The sequence below is a fragment of the Pseudomonas sp. PA-4-8C genome (assembly GCF_021606625.1).
GTDB classification, from domain to species: domain Bacteria; phylum Pseudomonadota; class Gammaproteobacteria; order Pseudomonadales; family Pseudomonadaceae; genus Aquipseudomonas; species Aquipseudomonas lactis.
Window position 1 is genome coordinate 1 of sequence record NZ_WKCD01000532.1, and the last position, 1376, is coordinate 1376.

The following is a 1376-nucleotide window of genomic DNA, read 5'->3' on the forward strand; positions in this document are numbered from 1 at the left end:
GCATCGGGTTCGGCTTGTGCCAGATAATGTCCTGTCGCAGATACCAGCCGTCATCCTGCAGGGCGAAGGCCAATCGCCAGGGCATTCCCATCAGGTCCTTATGCTTGAAACCGGCAGGGATCTTGCTGGAACGCCGAGCATTAGCGGTGCGTACCGCCACGTGGGGCGCATCGCTGTTGTGGCCGCCCATGCCTGCCGGCCCGTTGGGCTTGCTCGCATAGCTGTCACCCATATTCACCCAGGCGGTACCGTCGTCGCGGAGTACTCGGCGTACTTCGCGGAACACCTCGACCAGTCGAGCGATAAATTCAGCCGGCGTTTCCTCCAGGCCGATCTGGCCGTCTACGCCGTAATCCCGCAGCCCGTAGTAGGGCGGGCTGGTTACGCACATCTGAACCGATTTATCTGGCAGCGTCCGCATCGACTCAATGCAGTCGCCGATCAAAACGCGATGCTGTTTCATGGCCTTGGCCCCTTGTAGATGAAGACGTAGGCGAACCAGAGGGTGGCGATCATCAGTAGTCCTCCCAATTTAAGCCCTGGATATATTCGTTCGGGATTGTCACTGCCGCTTCCGGTATCACGCTTTCTGCCGGGCCATCGCCGAAGTACCCGATTGCCGCCTGGGCCCGCTCCATTAACAGACGAACGTGTCGCAGCTGCCAGGCCTTGCGTGCCTTGTAAGAGCGCAGTGCCAGTGCCTTGTCGGTGTAGGCGAATCGACGGCCCCAGTTGCCACCGTCTTTCAGCACGCGCTTTATGCGCTTCTTAACTGCCTCGGCGGTCCAGCTGTATTGCGGGCCTTTGACCCGGTCGCAGGTATGGGTATCGCCGATGTAGAAACACTGCGCCGTCTCGCTGATCACCTGATAGGTGATGCAGTGCACCTCCAGGCCTTCCGGGCCAATGGTGTCGATATAGCGGTAGTGCTCCGGCCAGGCTTTTTGAGTCTCTTCAGGCATGACTTCGTCCTTGTCGCCATAGCGGCTATCAAATTCATAGAGGGGAGAGGTATCGTTGCCTCCTTAGAAACGGAGGTGTGATGTGGTAGTACACGGGATTGAATATCGTTTTTGCCTTGCTTCAAGCGTCGTTATAGGTCATGACGGCTTGGCTTTAGAGTGTTGGGAAGGCGAGAGGGCGCAGATGTTCGAGATCTTCCGGAATGACGGAGCTCTGCGTTTCGAGGTAACCCTATTTGAGCCAAGTGTCCCCCTAGAATTGCTTGAGTACGCCGTTCAAATTGCACGAGATAGCCTCGGGGATTTCTGCCCATAACTCCGACTCAGGAACACGCAATGAACAACTGCAGCATATGCCAACGGCCCTTAAATACCCGCCCTGAACGCATGGATTGCGGGGGTGATTGTCTGGAG

The 1376-nt window shown here is 57.0% G+C and carries 2 protein-coding genes; both read right to left on the bottom strand.

Features of this window, described 5'->3' with window-relative positions; all coding sequences use genetic code 11:
• On the bottom strand, nt 1-463 hold a 463-nt coding region (locus GIW04_RS30715), incomplete at its 3' end, for a DNA-methyltransferase (protein ID WP_236479610.1).
• 52 nt (nt 464-515) lie between these two features.
• A complete protein-coding gene (locus GIW04_RS30720) occupies nt 516-962 on the bottom strand; it encodes a hypothetical protein (protein WP_120249010.1) in 447 nt (148 codons plus the stop codon).
• Nucleotides 963-1376 lie beyond the last annotated feature (414 nt).

What these genes read in the sequence shown, in the direction of transcription:
- GIW04_RS30720 (WP_120249010.1), bottom strand. Translation starts at nt 962, where the DNA reads ATGCCTGAAGAGACTCAAAAAGCCTGGCCGGAGCACTACCGCTATATC.